Annotated in this window: 20 protein-coding genes and 1 pseudogene; 11 read left to right on the top strand and 10 right to left on the bottom strand. The window is 73.3% G+C overall.

All coding sequences use genetic code 11. The features are described 5' to 3' along the window. Window positions 1-6: 6 nt before the first annotated feature. The 3 genes from fabG to HEK131_RS11405 form a co-directional block, all read right to left on the bottom strand. On the bottom strand, window positions 7-768 hold the full coding sequence (gene fabG / locus HEK131_RS11415; RefSeq protein WP_217462498.1) for a 3-oxoacyl-ACP reductase FabG: 762 nt from the start codon (window positions 766-768) through the stop codon (window positions 7-9). A gap of 145 nt (window positions 769-913) precedes the next feature. Then, window positions 914-1,363 (bottom strand): DUF3037 domain-containing protein, encoded by a 450-nt coding sequence (locus tag HEK131_RS11410; protein ID WP_217462499.1) that lies wholly within the window; start codon window positions 1,361-1,363, stop codon window positions 914-916. Continuing rightward, a complete protein-coding gene (locus HEK131_RS11405; protein WP_244334682.1) occupies window positions 1,360-2,124 on the bottom strand; it encodes a HipA family kinase in 765 nt (254 codons plus the stop codon). Before HEK131_RS11405 ends, HEK131_RS11410 begins: the two co-directional genes overlap by 4 nt. Window positions 2,125-2,297: 173 nt before the next feature. Between HEK131_RS11405 and HEK131_RS11400 the strand changes: the two are divergent. Further along, window positions 2,298-3,542: pseudogene (locus HEK131_RS11400) on the top strand (cytochrome P450 family protein). 7 nt (window positions 3,543-3,549) lie between these two features. On the opposite strand, the gene HEK131_RS11395 reads toward HEK131_RS11400, so the two are convergent. Further along, window positions 3,550-4,152, bottom strand: coding sequence for a ScbR family autoregulator-binding transcription factor (locus HEK131_RS11395; RefSeq protein ID WP_217462502.1), 603 nt, complete (start codon window positions 4,150-4,152; stop codon window positions 3,550-3,552). 411 nt (window positions 4,153-4,563) lie between these two features. Between HEK131_RS11395 and HEK131_RS11390 the strand changes: the two genes are divergently transcribed. The 3 genes from HEK131_RS11390 (at window position 4,564) to HEK131_RS11380 (ending at window position 6,336) form a co-directional block, all read left to right on the top strand. Further along, window positions 4,564-5,283, top strand: a complete 720-nt coding sequence (locus tag HEK131_RS11390) for an HAD family hydrolase (RefSeq protein WP_217462531.1) — start codon at window positions 4,564-4,566, stop codon at window positions 5,281-5,283. 133 nt (window positions 5,284-5,416) lie between these two features. Then, the gene (locus HEK131_RS11385; protein WP_217462503.1) at window positions 5,417-5,848 is read left to right on the top strand and encodes a Rieske (2Fe-2S) protein; all 432 of its coding nucleotides are present in this window, start codon (window positions 5,417-5,419) and stop codon (window positions 5,846-5,848) included. A gap of 17 nt (window positions 5,849-5,865) precedes the next feature. Then, window positions 5,866-6,336, top strand: a complete 471-nt coding sequence (locus tag HEK131_RS11380; RefSeq protein ID WP_217462504.1) for a pyridoxamine 5'-phosphate oxidase family protein — start codon at window positions 5,866-5,868, stop codon at window positions 6,334-6,336. A gap of 4 nt (window positions 6,337-6,340) precedes the next feature. Here HEK131_RS11380 and HEK131_RS11375 read toward each other — a convergent pair whose 3' ends face one another. Further along, on the bottom strand, window positions 6,341-7,243 hold the full coding sequence (locus HEK131_RS11375; protein ID WP_217462505.1) for a LysR family transcriptional regulator: 903 nt from the start codon (window positions 7,241-7,243) through the stop codon (window positions 6,341-6,343). Between the two features lie 74 nt (window positions 7,244-7,317). On the opposite strand from HEK131_RS11375, the gene HEK131_RS11370 reads away from it, so the two are divergent. Further along, complete coding sequence (locus tag HEK131_RS11370; RefSeq protein ID WP_217462506.1) at window positions 7,318-8,259, top strand: DMT family transporter; 942 nt, start codon at window positions 7,318-7,320, stop codon at window positions 8,257-8,259. Between the two features lie 9 nt (window positions 8,260-8,268). On the opposite strand, the gene HEK131_RS11365 is transcribed toward HEK131_RS11370, so the two are convergent. Further along, on the bottom strand, window positions 8,269-9,597 hold the full coding sequence (locus HEK131_RS11365; protein ID WP_244334680.1) for an aminotransferase class I/II-fold pyridoxal phosphate-dependent enzyme: 1,329 nt from the start codon (window positions 9,595-9,597) through the stop codon (window positions 8,269-8,271). Between the two features lie 49 nt (window positions 9,598-9,646). Between HEK131_RS11365 and HEK131_RS11360 the strand changes: the two genes are divergently transcribed. Further along, window positions 9,647-10,363 carry a pyridoxamine 5'-phosphate oxidase family protein gene (locus tag HEK131_RS11360; protein ID WP_244334678.1) on the top strand — a complete coding sequence of 239 codons (717 nt, stop codon included), beginning with the start codon at window positions 9,647-9,649 and terminating at the stop codon, window positions 10,361-10,363. 87 nt (window positions 10,364-10,450) lie between these two features. On the opposite strand, the gene HEK131_RS11355 is transcribed toward HEK131_RS11360, so the two are convergent. Together HEK131_RS11355 and HEK131_RS11350 are read right to left on the bottom strand one after the other, a co-directional pair. Further along, window positions 10,451-11,443 carry an EamA family transporter gene (locus HEK131_RS11355; protein ID WP_244334676.1) on the bottom strand — a complete coding sequence of 331 codons (993 nt, stop codon included), beginning with the start codon at window positions 11,441-11,443 and terminating at the stop codon, window positions 10,451-10,453. 80 nt (window positions 11,444-11,523) lie between these two features. Next, window positions 11,524-12,084, bottom strand: coding sequence for a Clp protease N-terminal domain-containing protein (locus tag HEK131_RS11350; RefSeq protein ID WP_244334674.1), 561 nt, complete (start codon window positions 12,082-12,084; stop codon window positions 11,524-11,526). A gap of 193 nt (window positions 12,085-12,277) precedes the next feature. Here HEK131_RS11350 and HEK131_RS11345 point away from each other — a divergent pair, with 193 nt between their 5' ends. Further along, window positions 12,278-12,475 carry a hypothetical protein gene (locus HEK131_RS11345; RefSeq protein ID WP_244452183.1) on the top strand — a complete coding sequence of 66 codons (198 nt, stop codon included), beginning with the start codon at window positions 12,278-12,280 and terminating at the stop codon, window positions 12,473-12,475. Window positions 12,476-12,478: 3 nt separating this feature from the next. On the opposite strand, the gene HEK131_RS11340 is transcribed toward HEK131_RS11345, so the two are convergent. Continuing rightward, on the bottom strand, window positions 12,479-13,123 hold the full coding sequence (locus tag HEK131_RS11340; RefSeq protein ID WP_244451989.1) for a PadR family transcriptional regulator: 645 nt from the start codon (window positions 13,121-13,123) through the stop codon (window positions 12,479-12,481). Between the two features lie 153 nt (window positions 13,124-13,276). Here HEK131_RS11340 and HEK131_RS11335 point away from each other — a divergent pair, with 153 nt between their 5' ends. The 4 genes from HEK131_RS11335 to HEK131_RS11320 all read left to right on the top strand — a co-directional run bounded on the left by HEK131_RS11335 (window position 13,277) and on the right by HEK131_RS11320 (window position 16,530). Continuing rightward, window positions 13,277-14,014 carry a VOC family protein gene (locus HEK131_RS11335; RefSeq protein WP_244334672.1) on the top strand — a complete coding sequence of 246 codons (738 nt, stop codon included), beginning with the start codon at window positions 13,277-13,279 and terminating at the stop codon, window positions 14,012-14,014. Between the two features lie 118 nt (window positions 14,015-14,132). Further along, window positions 14,133-14,726, top strand: a complete 594-nt coding sequence (locus tag HEK131_RS11330; protein WP_244334670.1) for a DinB family protein — start codon at window positions 14,133-14,135, stop codon at window positions 14,724-14,726. Between the two features lie 86 nt (window positions 14,727-14,812). Then, window positions 14,813-15,643 carry an ammonia-dependent NAD(+) synthetase gene (nadE, locus tag HEK131_RS11325; protein ID WP_244334668.1) on the top strand — a complete coding sequence of 277 codons (831 nt, stop codon included), beginning with the start codon at window positions 14,813-14,815 and terminating at the stop codon, window positions 15,641-15,643. Between the two features lie 74 nt (window positions 15,644-15,717). Beyond that, complete coding sequence (locus tag HEK131_RS11320; protein ID WP_244334666.1) at window positions 15,718-16,530, top strand: PhzF family phenazine biosynthesis protein; 813 nt, start codon at window positions 15,718-15,720, stop codon at window positions 16,528-16,530. Between the two features lie 20 nt (window positions 16,531-16,550). On the opposite strand, the gene HEK131_RS11315 is transcribed toward HEK131_RS11320, so the two are convergent. After that, complete coding sequence (locus tag HEK131_RS11315; RefSeq protein WP_217462533.1) at window positions 16,551-17,318, bottom strand: CPBP family intramembrane glutamic endopeptidase; 768 nt, start codon at window positions 17,316-17,318, stop codon at window positions 16,551-16,553. Window positions 17,319-17,384 lie beyond the last annotated feature (66 nt).

Here is a 17,384-nt window from a genome sequence, read left to right as displayed (position 1 = left end):
GAGTGACTAGTCGAGCGGTCCGCCCGCGACGTACAGCACCTGGCCGGAGACGAATCCGGCCGCATCCCCGGTGAAGAAGGCGATGGCGTTGGCGATGTCCTCGGGCGTCCCGACGCGCTGGACCGGGATCTGGGTGGCGGCGGCCTTCTTGAAGTCGTCGAAGTCCATGCCCACGCGGTCGGCGGTGGCCTTGGTCATCTCGGTGGCGATGAAGCCCGGCGCGACGGCGTTGGCGGTGATGCCGAACTTGCCCAGCTCGATGGCGAGGGTCTTGGTGAAGCCCTGCAGACCCGCCTTGGCGGCCGAGTAGTTGGCCTGGCCGCGATTGCCGAGCGCTGAGGACGAGGACAGGTTGACGACCCGGCCGAAGCCCGCGTCCACCATGTGCTTCTGGACCGCCTTGGTCATCAGGAACGAGCCGCGCAGGTGCACGCCGAGCACGGTGTCCCAGTCGGACACGCTCATCTTGAACAGCAGGTTGTCGCGGAGCACACCGGCGTTGTTGACGAGGATGGTCGGCGCGCCCAGCTCTTCCACGATCCGCGCCACGGCCGCCTCGACCTGCGCCTCGTCGGAGACGTCGGCACCGACCGCGACGGCCTTGCCGCCCGCCGAGGTGATCTTCTCGACGGTGTCCTTGCAGGCGGCCTCGTCCAGGTCGATCACGGCGACGGCGTGACCCTCGGCGGCCAGCCGTACGGCGGTGGCGGCGCCGATACCGCGCGCCGCGCCGGTGACTACCGCGACCCGCTGTTCATTGGTGGACATTGCTGCTTCTCCTCGCCCTTGAGAGAACCCGACGGGTCCGGCACCGGACCCGCCGTGCGGTGAGCGACCGCTTAGTACCTTCAGCACCCGTGACGCTAGAAGCCCTGGCACCCGGTGTCAACGGGACACCGGGCGGTGTGATCCATTACCTCACCAGGAGGTCCAGCAGGCGCTCGGTCTCGGCCACCGGGTCGGCGGTCAGTCCGGTGTGCACCGGGCCGGGCCGGACGATGGTCGAGCGGGGCGCGATCAGCCAGCGGAAACGCCGCCCGGCGTCGTCGCGGGCCGCCTGGCCGGACTCCTCCCCGCCCGCGCAGATCCGCTCCACGGCACCGAGCGCGGCGCGCACCCCGGCCACGTCCGCCGCCGGGTCGAGCGCGAGCAGCCGGGCCTCGTCCAGGTGGGTGCGGGCACCGACGTAACCCCGGGCGCGGCAGTAGACGAGGACACCCGCGTTGATCCGCTCGCCGCGCTCGACGCGGGGTACGACCCGCAGCAGGGCGTACTCGTACACCTCGCGGTCGCCGCCCTGGCCGCCCCGGATGATGTGGCGCTCGACCACGCTGCCGGCCATGTGGATGTGGTGCTCGCTCACTTGCTCTCCTTGAGGCCCTCGATGCGTTCGTGGACGGTGCCCGCGCGGGCGAGCAGCGGGCGCGCGTAGGCACGGCGCAGGTCGTCGGGGGTGTCGAAGCCGGGCTCGTCGGCCAGCCAGGCGTCGGGGATCTGGGCGGTGACCTCGGCGAGCAGGTCCTCGGTGACCAGGTGGGCCAGGTCGGCCGCGGCGGCGGTGACGTCGGGCGCGAAGCCCGCGAGGGCGTGGTCGGCGGCGTCGTAGGGCCGGGCGGCTGAGGCGTCGACGGAGGGCCAGTTGTGGTGCCAGATCATGGTGGCGCCGTGGTCGATGAGCCACAGCCCGCCCCGGTGCACCAGGAGGTTGGGGTTGCGCCAGGAGCGGTCGACGTTGTTGACCAGCGCGTCGAACCAGACGATCCGGCCGGCCTCCTCCGGGTCGACGGGGAAGGCGAGGGGGTCGTAGCCGAGGGCGCCGGAGAGGAAGTCCATGCCGAGGTTGGCGCCGCCGCTGGCGCGCAGCAGATCCTGCACCTGCCGCTCGGGCTCGCCGAGACCGAGCACGGGGTCCAGCCCGACGGTCACCAGTCCGGGCACCCGGAAGCCGAGGCGCCGGGCGAGTTCCCCGCAGACGACCTCGGCGACGAGGGTCTTGCGGCCCTGCCCGGCGCCGCTGAACTTCAGGACGTAGAGCCCGAGATCGTCGGCCTCGACGAGCCCCGGCATGGAACCGCCCTCACGCAGGGGCGTGATGTACCGGGTGACGGTGACTTCGGTCAGCATCCGCCCAGGCTATCGCGCATGCGGCGGCCCGACGGGGCCCCTTCGAACCGGACGACGGCGGCCACGCGCACCACCTCGGCCGAGCCCCCTCCGTCCGGGCCCGCGCGCGCCTACGATCGGCCACGCACCCTCCCCGCACCACCCGGACCGGCCGTACGACCGTCAGGAGAACCGTGGAGAGCTCACCCACCGGACCCCCGCACCGCCTGAACCCCGCCGGGGGCTGCCCGCACGCCGACAACGCCCGCCTGCTGGCCCTCGGCGGGGTGGCCCCCGTCGAACTGCCGGGCGGGATCGAGGGGATGGCCGTCCTGGGGCACGACGCGTTGCGGGAGTTTCTCCAGCATCCCGAAGTCGCCAAGGACGTAAGGCACTTCAGGGCCCTGCACGAGGGGCGGATCGAGCCGGGCTGGCCGCTGCTGACGTTCGCCACCGTGCGCGGGATGACCACGGCCGACGGGGACGACCACCGGCGGCTGCGGTCCCTGGTCAGCCGTGCCTTCACCCCGCGCCGGGTGGAAGGACTGCGGCCTCGGGTCGAGGAGTTGACCGACACGCTGCTGGACGGCCTGGCCGCGGCGGGTGACGGTGCCGTCGACCTGCGGCGGCACTTCGCGCTGCCGCTGCCCATGGGCGTCATCTGCGAACTCCTCGGCGTGGAGGAGCGGTTCCGCGACCGCCTGCACCGCCTCAGCAACCTCGTGGTGGCGACCGGCATCGAGCCGGAAGCGGTACTGGCGGCCAACCGCGAACTCCTGGCCGTGCTGGGCGAGATGGTGGCAGGCAAGGCCGAGCGTCCCGGCGACGATCTGACCAGCGCCCTCATCGCGGCCCGCGACGAGGGCGGCGACCGGCTCGGGCAGGAGGAGCTGATCGGCACCCTGGTGCTGCTGATCGTCGCGGGGCACGAGACCACGCTGAACCTGATCACCAACGCCGTGCGGGCGCTGTGCGGCCACCGCGACCAGCTCGACCTGGTCCGCACGGGCGGCGCGAGCTGAGCCGACGTGGTGGAGGAGACCCTGCGCTGGGACTCGCCGGTGAGCTACTTCCCGTTCCGCTACCCGGTGCGGGACCTCACCGTCGAGGGAACGACGATCCCGGCGGGCACCCCGGTCCTCGCCGGCTACTCGGCCGCCGGGCGCGACAAGAAGGCTCACGGCCCGGACGCCGACCGGTTCGACGTCCGGCGCCCGGCCCGCGCCGACGCCGTGCGCAGCCTGTCCCTCGGCCACGGCGCCCACTACTGCCTGGGCGCTCCCCTGGCGCGGCTGGAGGCGACGGTCGCGCTGGAGCGTCTGTTCACCCGCTTCCCCGACCTCGAACCGGCCGTGCCGGAGACGGATCTGCCCGCGCATGCCGGCTTCGTCGGCAACAGCGTGCAGGAGCTGCCGGTGCGGCTCGCGCCGCGCGCCTGACCGGTCCTCAGCGCTTGGGCGCCGCCTGGAGGGACGGCAGGGTGAGGTGCCACCACTCGGCGAGGCGGGCGGTGATGGTCGCCGTCCCCTCCAGCGCCTCGGTCAGGGAGCAGAGGCCGAAGAAGGCGCGCACCAGGGCGCGGGCGGTGGGGGCGGGCCGGATGTGGGGCGCCAGTTGACCGGTGGCCCGCGCCTGGGCCAGCAGGCGGGTGGTGGCGGCGGTCCACAGGGCGAAGGGGTCGGGGAGCGTCGCGTTGATGGTGTCGCGCTCGGCCCACAGCCGGGCGCCCCCGCGCGTCACGGGGTCCTCGGCGAGGGCCTTGGCGATGTCGTAGCTCAGCGCGACGAGCCGCTCCATGGGCGGGACCGTCTCGTTCGTATACCGCGCGGTGAGGCCGGGCCAGGTGGCGAAACGATCCTGGACGACGGCGAGGGCGATGCCCTCCTTGCTCGCGTAGTGGAAGTACACGGAGCCGCTCGTCCGTCCCGACCTGCTGCTTATGTCGTTGACGCTGGTGCCCGCGTACCCGCGTTCGGCGAAGAGGGAGGCGGCCGCCTCCAGGAGTGATCGGCGCGTTGCCCTGGCCCGTTCCTGCAACGTCCCGTCCACCCTCGCTCAACGTTCCCGACGCCGAAGAATCTAGTGCGCCCGCGTGCGCCGGGAGGCCCGGCAGCCACACTCGCGCGGTAATTGCGCATTTCTTTCGAGGATGAACGCGGGCGAGTGGTAAAGGGTGCGCTCCGCCACCGTTTCGGTACCGCACCGGCGGATCGGCGGTGACGGCACGGCGGGACCGGCCGTCCGGCGAACACGCCTCAACTGTGCCTTCACACAAAGATGTTGGCGCCTCGATCGGCGACTCCCGCCTCCGACACCCCCGCCTGCGCATACACCCCGGAACCTCTCACGTCGATAACTCTTTGTAGTCATTTCCTCACTCTGGGCGCATGAATAACGTAGCGGCCACGATGTTTCCGTTTCCCGAGCTTTGCCGGGAATGCCCGTTCCAGGGAGGTCATGGTGTCCACCACAGGTCATCACCTGCTCGACTGGTCCCCCAGGGCCGTCGTCTTCGACTGCGACGGCACGCTGATGGACAGCGAGCGCCACTGGCAGGACGCCCGCAGCCGGGCCTTCCGGGGCTTCGGCCTCCAGGCGCCGCCGGGGTTCGCCGAGCAGGCCAAGGGGGTGCACTACGCCGACTGCGGGCGGCTCATGGCCGAGTCGGTGCACAAGCCCGAGCTGACCGCCGACCTGACGGCGGCGCTCCTCCACCACTTCCTGGAACTCGTCGCGGACGACCCGGTGACGATGCCCGGCGCCGTCGAACTCGTACGGCTGCTCTCCGGCCGGCTCCCCCTGGCCGTGGCGAGCAACTGCCCCTCGGAGGTGGTGGAGGAGAGCCTGGAGCGGGCCGGGCTGCGCTCCCACTTCGAGCACGTCGTCGTGCCGTCGGCGAGCCCGTCCGGCGACGCCGGGACGCCGGTGCGCCCCAAGCCGTGGCCGGACGTGTACGAGACCGCGGCCCGGCTGTGCGGGGTGCCCGCGGACGAGGCCCTGGCGGTCGAGGACTCGCTGACCGGCGTCGAGTCGGCCCGCCGCGCCAAACTGCGTGTACTGGGCATCGGCCCCCGGCCGCACGGCGACGACGCGCACCGGGCCGACCTGTGGGTCCCGGCGCTGCACACCCCGGAGTTGCTGACGTGGGTGCACTCCTGGGCGCCGCTCGCCGGGCGTTGATCCGCCGCACCGCCCTTACGCCCTCCTCATGCCCCGGACGCGAGGATCGGGCCCGTCGCTGAACGGCAGGTGCCACGGGGCCGTACCCCTGGACGGATCAAGAACGCTTCACTCCGGCGGAAGGAAACGCCCCATGACCAGCGCATCGCCCCGACCCACAGCCGGACCGGACCGACGTACCGTGATCGCGGCGGCGGGAGCGGCCGGACTCACCGTGGCGCTGGCGGCCTGCGGTTCGGACGACGGCGGTTCGGACGCGGCCGGCACCGGTTCCGCCGGGGACGCCCTCGCGAAGACCTCCGACATCCCGGAGGGCGGCGGGAAGATCTTCAAGGACCAGGGCGTGGTGGTGACCCAGCCGAGCGCGGGCACGTACAAGGCGTTCTCCGCGAAGTGCACCCACCAGGGCTGCGCGGTGGGCAGCGTCGCCGACGGGGTGATCGTCTGCCCCTGCCACAACAGCCACTTCTCGGTGACGGACGGCAGCGTGAAGCAGGGGCCCGCGACGGCGCCGCTGCCCGAGGAGAAGATCACCGTGTCCGGCGACGAGATCAAGCTGGCCTGAACGGCGAGGGGGGCCGCATGACCGTCACTCAGCAGCGCCGGGGCCGGAAGATCATGATGACGCCCGGTGAGCTGGACGAGTTCCTGACCAGCCAGCGCACCTGCCGGGTGGCGACCGTCTCGGCGGACGGCACCCCGCACGTCAGCGCGCTGTGGTTCGTCTGGGACGGCACCTCGCTCTGGCTCTACTCCGTGGTGCGCAGCAGACGCTGGACCCAGTTGCGGCACGACTCACGGGTGGCGGTGGTCGTCGACTCGGGCGAGGAGTACGACCAGTTGCGCGGGGCCGAGCTGTCCGGGCGGGTGGAGTTCGTGGGCGAGGTGCCGCGCACGGGCGAGCTGTGCGCCGAACTCGACACGGCGGAGACGCTGTTCGCGCGGAAGAACTTCGGCATGGACGAGATGCCGCACGACGGCCGCCACGCCTGGGCCCGGCTGACGCCGGAGAAGGTGGTCTCCTGGGACTTCCGCAAGCTCGGCGGCCGTTGAGGGTTCAGCCGAGCCGCGCGGCCGCCGCGCGCAGCGCCTCGACGGCGGCACGGATCGAGGGCCGCCGGTCGGCGTCGGCACGCCACAGCACGTAGACGTGCCGCCGCACCCGCTGCCTGAGCGGGACCAGGGCGACGCCGGGCGGTACGGGGTCACGGCCCAGCACGGGCGCGATGCACACCCCGAGCCCGGCGGCGACCAGCGCGAGCTGGGTGTGGGTCTCGCCCGCGCGGTGGCCGACGATGGGCTCGACTCCCTTGGAACGCAGGGTGAACAGCAGCCACTCGTGGCAGAACTCGCCCTCGCCCCAGGTGATCCACTCGTCCCCGGCGAACTCCGCGAGGTCCACCTCGTCCCGCCCGGCGAGCGGGTGCCCGGCCGGCAGCGCGACCTCGGCCGGGTCGTCCAGGAGCTGTTCCTTGACCAGGCCGTCGGGCACGGGCATCGGCTTGTTGTACCAGTCGAGGACGACCGCGAGGTCCAGGTCGCCGCGCGCGACCCCGGCGACGCCGAGTTCCGGCTCCAGCTCGCAGGAGCGCAGCCGCAGGGCCGGGTGCCGGGCGCGCAGGGAGGCGAGCGCGGTCGGGAAGAGTCCCCTGGCGGCGGTGGGGAACGCCGACATCCTGAGCTCCCCGGCGACCTGGCCCCGGTGTGCCTCCAGGTCGGACTGGGCCAGCTCGACCTGGGAGAGGATGCGCGCGGCGTGCTCGGACAGCAGGCGTCCGGCGTCCGTGAGCCGCACCCCGCGCCCGTTCTTGGCCAGGAGCCGCTGTCCCGCCTCCCGCTCCAGCTTGCCGAGCTGCTGCGAGACCGCGGACGTGGTCACATGCAGCGCCTCGGCGGCGGCGCTGACCGAGCCGTGCCGGGCGAAGGCGTGCAGGGTGCGCAGGCGCTCCAGGTTCAACATGTAAGCGATCCTAAAAGGTATCGAGCGGGAATTCTCGATTGTGCTACGAAGTTGCGTCCAGCATCTTTGACGGCATGAGCACGGTCACCCCTTCCCGGACCCAGTCCCCCGCCGCCACTTCGGCCCCCACCCGCCCGCCCCGCCTTCTCGACTGGCGCCTGCGCTTCGGCCTGCTGTCCCTGATCTGGGGCTTCAGCTTCCTGCTGATCAAGGTCGGCACGGGCGCCTACGCCCCCTTCCAGGTCACCCTGGGCCGCCTGCTGTTCGGTACGGCCGTGCTGGTGGCGGCCATGGCCGTGAAGCGGGAGCGGCTGCCGCGCGGGGGCCGCACCTGGGCCCACCTGACGGTCGCCGCGTTCTTCCTGAACGCCCTGCCCTTCTCCCTCTTCGCGTTCGCCGAGCTGACGATCCCCTCCACGCTGGCCGGCATCTGCAACGCCACCTCACCGCTGTGGGGCATGGCGTTCTCCCTGGTCGCCCTCTCCGAGGACCGGCCGACCAGGGTCCGCGTCGCCGGGCTCGGGCTCGGCTTCCTCGGGGTGCTCACCGTCCTCGGCGCCTGGCAGGGCTTCCACGGCCTGGACGCCAGGGGCACCGCACTGGCCCTGCTGGCCTCGCTGAGCTACCCGGTCGGCTGGATCTACGTGCGGCGGACGCTGGCGGGCACGGGCAACTCGCATCTGTCGATGACCGGCGCGCAGTTGCTGCTCGCCACCGTCCAGCTCGCCGTCGTCACGCCGCTGTTCACCTCGCTCCCGGCCCGCTTCGCGGTGGGTCCGCTGCTGGCGGTGGCCGCGCTGGGCGCCGTCGGCACGGGCCTGGCGATGCTCATCCAGTACGGGCTGGTCGCCGAGGTCGGCCCGACCACGGCTCAGATGGTCACCTACTTCGTCCCGGTGATCGCCACCGTGGCCGGGGTGACGATCCTCGGCGAGTCGCTGCGCTGGACCACTCCGGTGGGTGCGGTGATCGTCATCGTCGGGGCGGCGCTGACGCAGGTCAGGCGCAAGGGCTGAGCCCCACGCTCACCCGTAGGAGCGGGCCGGGGACGGGCGTACCGCGGCGGCCACCGCGTCCGCGAGCGGTGCGATGTCCGCCTCGGTCAGCGGCGAGACCGTGATGCGGACCGCGGGCGGTGAGTCCAGCCGGAAGCGGGCGCCGGGGGCCACCGCCCAGCCGTGCTGGAGGAGCCGGGCGACCGCGCCGGTCTCGTCGGGCACCGGCACCCAGACGTTCATGCCGCTGCGGCCGTACGCGGCGACCCCGCGTACGGCGAGCGCGTCGAGCAGCCGCCGCCGGCGCGCGCTGTACGCGGCCGCCACCTCCGGCCCCACCGCGTCGTCCGCCCAGAGCCGGGCGACGGCGCGCTGCATCAGGTGGCTCACCCAGCCGGGGCCGAGCCGCTGACGTCCGCGCACCAGGTCGACGGTGCGGGCGTCCCCGGCGAGGACGGCGAGCCGGAGATCGGGTCCGTAGGTCTTGGACACGGAACGGACGAACGCCCAGTGCCGGGTGGCGCCCGCGAGGGGGTGCGCCGGGAGGTCGACGAAGCCGTGGCCGTGGTCGTCCTCGATCAGCACGGTTCCCGGATGCTCGCGCAGCACGGCGCGCAGCCGGCGTGCGCGGGAGGCGCTCACCGAGGCGCCGGTGGGGTTCTGGGCGCGGGCGGTGACGATCAGGGCGCGGGCGCCGGAGCGCAGGGCCACGTCCAGTCCGTCGGGCAGCGGGCCCTCGTCGTCCACGCCCACGGGGACGACTCGCAGCCCGAGCGCGGGGATCAGGTCGAGCATGCTCCCCCAGCCGGGATCCTCCACGGCGACCGCGTCGCCCGGCCTCAGGTGGGCTGCGAGGACGCGTTCGACGGCGTCGAGGGAGCCGGAGGCGAGGGTGAGCGGCCCGGCGGGGACACCGTCGGCGTCGAGTGCGGCCCGGGCGGCGCGGACGAGGCCGGGGTCGGCCGGGTCGTCGCCGTAGAGCACCGGGTCGCGGTCGGCGTGGGCGGCGGCCGCCGCGAACGCCGGGGCGAGCGCGGGCAGCAGTGCGGGGTCGGGGTTGCCGGTGGACAGGTCCCGCGCACCCTCGGGCACGTCGACGCGCAGCTCCTCCCGGCCGGTCGTCGCCGGTTTCGGGCGGACCCTGCTCCCCCTGCGGCCGGCGGTCTCGATCACTCCGCGCTCGCGCAGGGTGCGGTAGGCGGCCGCGACCGTATTGGGATTCACGTCGAGCCGGGCCGCCAACTCCCGCATGGGCGGCAGCGATTGGCCCGGCAGCAGCTCCCCTGAGCCGACCGCGTGTTCGACGCTGGCCGCGATCTCAGCCGCGCCGCGCCCCTGAATCGGATACTCTCCTAGCACAAACATCATTATGCACTAGTGCAATTGAGCAGTCCAGGGAGGGACCGCCATGCAGGGGACCGGACAGGAAGCACCGCAGGCCGCCTACGCACCGACCGACCGCACCGTGCCCACGCGGGCCGCGCAGCGCGCGTCGTACGACCGGGAGGCGGTGCACGCGATCCTCGACGAGGGCTACCTCTGCCACCTCGGCTTCGTCCGCGACGGCGCTCCCGTGGTGCTCCCGACGCTGTACGGCCGGGTCGGCGAGCGGCTGTACGTGCACGGGTCCACGGGTTCGCGCCCGCTGCGGATGACCGGCGCCGCCGATCCCGGACTCCCGGTGTGCCTGACGGTCACCCATGTCGACGGGCTGGTGCTGGCGCGGTCCGCGTTCCACCACTCGATCAACTACCGCTCGGTGGTGGTGCACGGCGTCGCCCACGAGGTCACCGACCCCGAGGAGCGGCGGATCGCGCTGGACGCCGTGGTGGACCAGGTGGTGCCCGGCCGGTCGGCCGACTCCCGCCCCGCCAACCGCAAGGAGCTGGCGGCCACGGCGGTGATCCGGCTGGACCTGGAGGAGGTGTCGGCCAAGGTCCGCACCGGCGGCGTGAACGACGAGCCCGAGGACCTCACCCTGCCGTACTGGGCCGGAGTCGTCCCCGTGCACAAGACCTACGCGGCCCCGCTCGCCGACGCCGACCTCGCGCCCGGCACCGGACTCCCCGGCTATCTCGCGGAGTTGACCGGCACGGATGCGGCTCAGCCGGCCACGGGCGCCTGACCGGTCCCACCCGTGACCACCGGGGTGCCGGTCACCGGCACCCCGGCGCCTCGTCGGCGATCGGCGGCACGCGTCACCGGACAGGCCCTACGCGGCGGTCCCCCGCGCCGACAACTCCCTTTCCGCGCCGCCCTCCGCGACCGGCTCGCAACTCCCCTCGGCGGGTGCCGAGGACTGCGCGATGAAGGCTCCGACGAGGACGACCGCGCCCCCGGCCACCTGCGGCAGCGACAGATGCTCGCCGAGCAGCACCCAGGCCAGCACGGTGGCGATAACCGCCTCCAGGCACGCCACGACACCCGCCACCTGCGGCGACAGCCGCCGCACCGACAGCACGCCGGTGACATAGGCGACGACCGTGGCGACGAGCACGATCCAGGCGAGCAGCGCGAGAGCGGGCACCGGGGTGCCGTCGAGGCGCGCGGTGCCGGTCAGCACGGACCGGTCCATGGTCCAGGGCCGGGCCACGGCGGTGAGCACGACGGCGCCGACCAGCAGGCCGTACGCGATCACGCCGAGCGGGTCGGGTGCCCGCTCCCCGGCCTCGCCACCGTGGTCGGACAGGACGAAGTAGCCGACCTGGCAGCAGGCGGCACCGAGGGCGAGAAGCAGACCGAGCGCGTCGAAGCGCAGCCCGGACCACACCTCGACCACGCAGGCGAGTCCCCCGGCCGCGAGGACCACACCGAGCGCGGCCGCCCTCGTCACCGGTCGGCGCTGCACGAACCGCACCCAGCCGAGCACCAGCGCCGGGGCCAGGTACTCCACCAGCAGCGCGACGCCGACCGGGATGCGGGAGAGCGCGGCGAAGTAGCACGCCTGCACTCCGGCGACCGCGAGCAGCCCGAACCCGGCGAGCAGCGCCGGGCGTTGCCGGAGCAGCGCGCGGTGCCGCACCGCGAGGGGCAGCATCACCAGGGCCGCGCCGGTCACCCGCAGCCAGACGACGTGCAGCGGGTCGAGGCCCGCTTCGATCAGCGGCTTGGCCGCGACTCCCGACCCGCCGAAGGCCAGCGCCGACGCCAGCGCGAGGCCGAGCCCCGCCCCGCGGCCGCTCCAATTGTTTCCGGACGAACGCACGCGCACATGATGACAGGCGATGACATGAGCGTCACCCCCGTTCGCACCTGTCTCAGAGGCTGGACCGGGGGGTGCGTGGTTCAGCGCTCGGTGCCGTCCGTGGCGCGGGGTGCGTGCCGGGCGGGCAGGCCGCCCGCGGGGATCCCGGCGCGCTCCAGGACCTCGACGGCCCGCGAGCGGGGGTCGGCCACCAGGGCGGCGAGCAGATCGACGCCGGTGGCATGGGATTCGCCCCGGCGGGCGGCGCGGCGGCGGGCTTCCCGCATGGCCTCGGCCGCCGTCGGCGACCAGCGTTCGGGGCCTTCGAACGTGCCGTCGCCCCGCACCGGCCTCGGCACGGCGCCCGGCGGGCCGCCGCCCTCCGCGCCGCGCTGCCAGCCGAGTCCGTAGCCGATGCTGCGCTGCACGAGATAGCCGAGCAGCCGGACCAGTTGGGGGCCGATGGCGGCGCGGGCCTCCGGATCGGCGTCGAGGAGCGAGTGCAGCAGATGCGCGGTGTCGATCTGCCGGTCACCGTCCCGCACCGCGCGGCGGCGGGCACCGGCGACGACCGCCGCCAGTGTCGCGTCGATACCGGTGTCGTCCTGTGCGCCGGCGCCGCCCTCGTCAGGGACGGCCCGGCCGGCTGTACGGGGTTCCACGGACCCACCCCATCAGTCACGGCGGTCCCTTCACATCAGCGAGGGGAACCATTCGCGGGTCCCACGCAGAGTGGAGACCCGCGCCCGCCGTCTCCTCCTCACGGATGAGGCCGGGCCGCGCCACTCAGGGGCGCACCCGGCGCGCCACGCGCCCCGGCGCAACCACACGGCACCCTCACACGTCTCACACGAAGTGGAGGAAGGTCGCCTGTGCTGGCTGGTGGGTCTGCCCGCGGTCGACGGCAAGCAGTACGTGTACCGGGTGTACGCCCCGTCGGACGCACTGCCCGCCGACCTGTTCTGGGACGCCTGGCACTGCCACGACGAGAGTCCCTTTCCGCGGGCGTGGGACCTGTTCGACGCGGCGGTGATACGACGCGTGCCCGCGTGAACCTCAGTCCTCGTCGGCGAGGATGAGGTACAGCTTCTTGCGGGCGTCGTTGAGGACGGTCAGCGCCTTGTCCCGCTGCTCCTTGGTGCCGGTCTTCCAGACCTGGCCGAACGCCTCCATCAGGCCGGCCCCGGCCTGGCGGATCTCGCCGAGCGCCTCCCAGTCGACGCCGCGTGAGGCCTCCTCCCAGGGGGCGTCCGGCCCCTCCTCGGCGGCGGTGCGGCCGCTGTCGGTGAGGGCGAACAGCTTCTTGCCGCCCTCGCTCCGGCTGACGATCAGACCCTCGTCCTCCAGCAACTGCAGGGTCGGGTAGACCGAGCCGGGGCTCGGCTTCCACGCGCCGCCGCTGCGTTCGGCGATCTCCTGGATCATCTCGTAGCCGTGCATCGACCGGTCCTTGAGCAGGGCCAGGATCGAGGCCCGCACATCACCGCGCCGCGCCCGTCCCCTGGGCCCGCCGCGCCCGCGTCCGCCTCCGAAGCCGGGGCCGCCTCCGAAACCGGGGGGCCCGCCGAACACAGGGCCGCCGAAGCCGGGACCACCCGGCCCGAAGGGCCCGAAGGCGCCCCGCTCCCCCTCGAACCCGCCCCGACCGTGCCCACCGGGACCGGCGGCCCAGGGTCCCCGCCTGAATCCATGACCGTGCATCACGATCACTCCGTCCTGTCGTCGATCCATCACATCCCATCGCGTTCTTTACGCGACACGTCAACGATATATCGGTAATCTGCTCACCGACAAGCCCCTGCCGCGAGAAAAATGGTCGTCTGCCGCGAGCGGCGCGGGCATACGATCTGCCGCATGACGACGCGTCTGGTGCAGATCTCGATGAAGGCCACGGACAAGTCCGCGCTCGGCCGGTTCTGGGCGGACGCGCTCGGCTGGACGGTCACCGGGGACACGCCCGACGAGACCGACGTCCAGCCCGAGGGCGTCACCTACCCCTCCCCCGAGGCCGTCCGCATCGACGTCCTCACCGTCCCGGTCCCCAAGACGGTGAAGAACCGCGTCCACCTCGACCTCGCCACCACCAGCACGGCCCACCAGGCGGAACTGGTCGCGCGCCTGAGGGACCTCGGCGCCACACCCGCCGACGTGGGCCAGGGCGACGTCCCCTGGACGGTCCTCGCGGACCCGGAGGGCAACGAGTTCTGCGTACTGGAGCCTCGGGAGATCTACCGGGACACCGGCCCGGTGGCCGCGGTCGTCGTCGACTGCGCGGACCCGCACGCCATGGCCCGCTTCTGGGGCGAGGCGACGGACTGGACCGTGCACGAGGTCACCGACGGCCACGCGAGGCTCCGCTCCGCCAGGGCCGCCGGCCCCTACCTCGAGTTCATCAGCACTCCCGACGTGAAGACCGGCCTGAACCGGGTCCACCTCGACATCCGCCCCTACCCCGGCGACGACCGGGCGGCGGAGGCGGACCGGCTGCGCGCCCTCGGCGCCACCGACCTCGACCTTGGCCAGGGCGACGTCCCCTGGACGGTCCTCGCGGACCCCGAGGGCAACGAGTTCTGCGTCCTGACCCCACTGTGACGCGGACCGACGAGCCCCGCCTGACCGTCCGCCGCCGGGACGCCCGGTCCGTCGGCGCGACGTCCCGCTACCGGTCCGGCCTCCGGCACCTCCTGGCCGGGAAAGAGGAAGGCACCCCATGACCCCGCCCGGCCCCAAGGCCGACCTGCTCCGCTATCTGCGGTCCGCCCGCGAAGCCCTGCTCTGGAAGCTCGACGGGCTCTCGGAGTACGACGCCCGCCGCCCGCTCACCCCGACGGGCACCAACCTCCTGGGCCTGGTCAAGCACGCGGCCGGGATCGAGCTGGGCTACCTCGGGGACACCTTCGGACGCCCGTCCGGCGAGGAGCTGCCCTGGCTCTCCGAGGCCGCGGAGACCAACGCGGACATGTGGGCCACCCCAGAGGAGTCGCGCGCGGACATCGTGGGCCTCTACCGACGGGCCTGGGCGCACGCGGACGCGACCGTAGAGGCGCTGCCGCTGGACACCGTCGGCCGGGTGCCCTGGTGGCCGAGCGGCCGGGACGAGGTGACCCTGCACCACGCCGTCGTACGTGTCCTCGCCGACACCCAGCGCCACGCCGGGCACGCCGACGTCGTCCGGGAGCTCATGGACGGCGCCACCGGCATGGACCGGGGCGACACCAGCATGCCGTCGGACGACCCGGCCTGGTGGGAGGAGCACCGGGCGCGGGTGGAGCGCGCGGCGAGGGAGGCCGGGCAGCGGGCGTGACCCGTCGCGTGCCGGCGGAAGGGGCGTTTGCCAGAATGGCACCCGGCCCGCAGGTGAGGGCCGCCGCCGAAGTGTGAGGAACGAGCATGACCGACCTGGCCGCCGCGTCGCAGCAGCAGGAGATCGCCCGCGATCTCCAGGTGCCCGAGTCCTTCGACGCGGAGCACGAGATCGAGCGCCGGATCGCCTTCCTCGCGGAGCGTCTGACCTCCACCGGCCTGCGCGCGCTGGTGCTCGGGATCAGCGGCGGGGTGGACTCGACCACGACGGGCCGGCTGTGCCAGCTCGCGGTCGAGCGTGCCCGCGCGGCCGGGCACGAGGCGACCTTCTACGCGATGCGGCTGCCGTACGGCGTCCAGGCCGACGAGGCCGACGCCCAGCGGGCGCTGGAGTTCATCCGCCCCGACCGGACCCTGACCGTCGACGTGCGGCCCGCGAGCGACGCCGCGCTGGACGCGGTCGTCGCGGGCGGCACGGTCTTCCGCGACGCGCACCACCAGGACTTCGTGCACGGCAACATCAAGGCCCGCCAGCGCATGATCGCCCAGTACGCGGTCGCGGGCGCCCACAACGGTCTGGTCGTCGGCACCGACCACGCGGCGGAGGCGGTCTCCGGCTTCTTCACCAAGTTCGGCGACGGCGCGGCCGACGTGGTCCCGCTCACCGGCCTGACCAAGCGCCGCGTGCGTGCCGTGGCAGACGCCCTGGGCGCCCCCGCCGAGCTGGTCTGGAAGACGCCCACCGCCGACCTGGAGACCCTGGACCCGGGCAAGGCCGACGAGACGGCGCTCGGCGTCACGTACGACGACATCGACGACCTCCTGGAGGGCAAGCCGGTGGCGGAGCCCGCCTTCACCACCATCGTCGACCGCTACCGCCTCACCGAGCACAAGCGCCAGTTGCCGCTGGCCCCCTGAGCCCCGCCGGCCAAGGCCACCGGTCTCCAACTGGCCTTGGCCGCCCAGGTGTCGGACCCCCTAGGGTCTGCCGCATGCGCATCCGAATCGTCGACGCCTTCGCCGACCTCCCCTTCACCGGCAACCCCGCCGGAGTCCTGCTCCTGGACGACGTGTTCCCGGACGACGACTGGCTCCAGCAGGTCGCCTCCGAGGTCAACCACTCCGAGACGGCCTTCGCCCACCGGCTGCCCGGCGGCGGCGAGGCCGACTGGGCGCTGCGCTGGTTCACCCCCGTCACCGAGGTGGCGATGTGCGGGCACGCCACCCTCGCCACCGCGCATGTCCTGTATTCCACCGGCGCCCACGAGGGCCCGGTCCGGTTCGCGACCCGCAGCGGTGTCGTCGTCGCCACGCCGGGCGAGGACGGGGAGATCACCCTGGACTTCCCCACCGCACCGCTCACCGAGGTCGAGGTCCCGGAGGGCCTCGCCGAGGCACTGGGCGCGGAGCCGGTGGCCGCGTTCGACACCGGGCCGAACGTCGGGGACCTGCTGGTGGAACTGGCCGACGAGAAGTCCGTGCTGGAACTGACCCCGGACCACCGGGAGCTCACCGGCTGCTCCAGCAGGGGCGTGATCGTGACCGCACGCGCCGAGGACCCCACGCTGGGCTCCGACTACGTCTCCCGCTGCTTCTTCCCGAACGTCGGCATCGACGAGGACCCGGTCACCGGCAGCGCCCACACGGCGCTCGCCCCCTATTGGTCCCCGCGCCTGGGCCGGGACGACCTCACGGGCCTCCAGGCGTCCCGCCGCAGCGGCCGCATCCGCACCGGCCTGCGCGGCGAGCGCACCCTGCTCACCGGACGCGCGGTCACCGTCATCGACGGCGAACTCCTGGCCTGAGCAAGGGTGGTCGTCACCGCTCACGCGGTGGGCAGCCACCCCACCTTGCCCGCCAGCAGGGCGTAGCCGACGAAGGCACCGATGTCCAGCAGCGAGTGGGCGACGACCAGCGGCCCGACCCGGCCCCACCGCCGGTACAGCCAGACGAACACCACGCCCATCACCATGTTGCCGATGAAGCCGCCGATGCCCTGGTAGAGGTGGTACGAGCCCCGCAGGACCGCGCTGGCCACCAGCGCGGTCCCCGGACTCCAGCCCAACTGGCCGAGCCTGCGCAGCAGATAGCCGACGACGATGACCTCTTCGAGGACCGCGTTCTGCAGGGCGGACAGCACCAGCACCGGGTACTTCCACCACACGTCGGGCAGCGCCTCGGGCACCACGGTGAGGTTGAAGCCGAGACCGCGCGCCGCGAGGTAGAAGGCGATGCCGGTACTGCCGATCACGGCCGCGACGGCGGCGCCCCGCGCGAGGTCGGACCAGGGCCGTCCCCGGTCGAAGCCGATCACCTTCAGGCTCTCGCCCTCCCGGCACAGCAGGTACGCGACCAGTGCCACCGGCACCAGCGCGGACGCGATCCCGAAGAGCTGCCAGGCCAGATCGAGCCAGGGACGGCCGGGCGCGGCCGAGGCGTTGAGGGTGGCCGCCTGGTCCTTGAGCCCGCCGGGCTTGGTGACCGAGCCGATGAAGCTGATGAGCGCGGACACCCCGCTCGCCCCGAGCGAGAGCGCCAGCACGATCAGCGTCTCGTCCCGCAGCATGCGCCGGGAGAGGTGCTCCCCCGCCATGGACTCGGCCACCGGTTCCGCCTCCACCCGCGTTCCGGGCGCCGGGCGGCCCACCTGCCCCCGCGC

This window comes from Streptomyces seoulensis (genome assembly GCF_022846655.1).
In the GTDB taxonomy this organism is placed as follows: domain Bacteria; phylum Actinomycetota; class Actinomycetes; order Streptomycetales; family Streptomycetaceae; genus Streptomyces.
The sequence above is the reverse complement of the archived record's forward strand: the minus strand, read 5'-3'. Positions and strand labels throughout refer to the sequence as shown.